This window comes from Plantactinospora sp. ZYX-F-223, assembly GCF_039649625.1.
Taxonomy (GTDB): domain Bacteria; phylum Actinomycetota; class Actinomycetes; order Mycobacteriales; family Micromonosporaceae; genus Plantactinospora.
The window spans coordinates 1-202 of sequence record NZ_JBDJAV010000231.1 but is presented as its reverse complement, the minus strand read 5'-3'; the positions used below and the strand labels follow the sequence as shown (position 1 = coordinate 202).

At 72.8% G+C, this 202-nt stretch carries 1 protein-coding gene; it reads left to right on the top strand.

Annotation, left to right across the window (positions count from 1 at the left end):
- On the top strand, positions 1-202 hold a 202-nt coding region (locus tag AAH979_RS43305), incomplete at both ends, for a KR domain-containing protein (protein ID WP_346263922.1).

Genomic DNA, 202 nt, shown 5'->3' with positions numbered 1-202 from the left:
GGCCCGGACGCGCCGGGCGCGGTGGAGCTGACGCAGCGGCTGGAAGCCCTCGGTGCGACGGTGCGGGTGGTGGCGTGCGACGTGGCTGATCGGGCACAGCTACAGGGCGTGCTCGAAGACGTCGACCAGCTCGTCGGCGTCATCCACGCTGCCGGTGTGCTGGACGACGGTGTGCTGGAAGGGCTGTCGGCGGAGCGGGTCG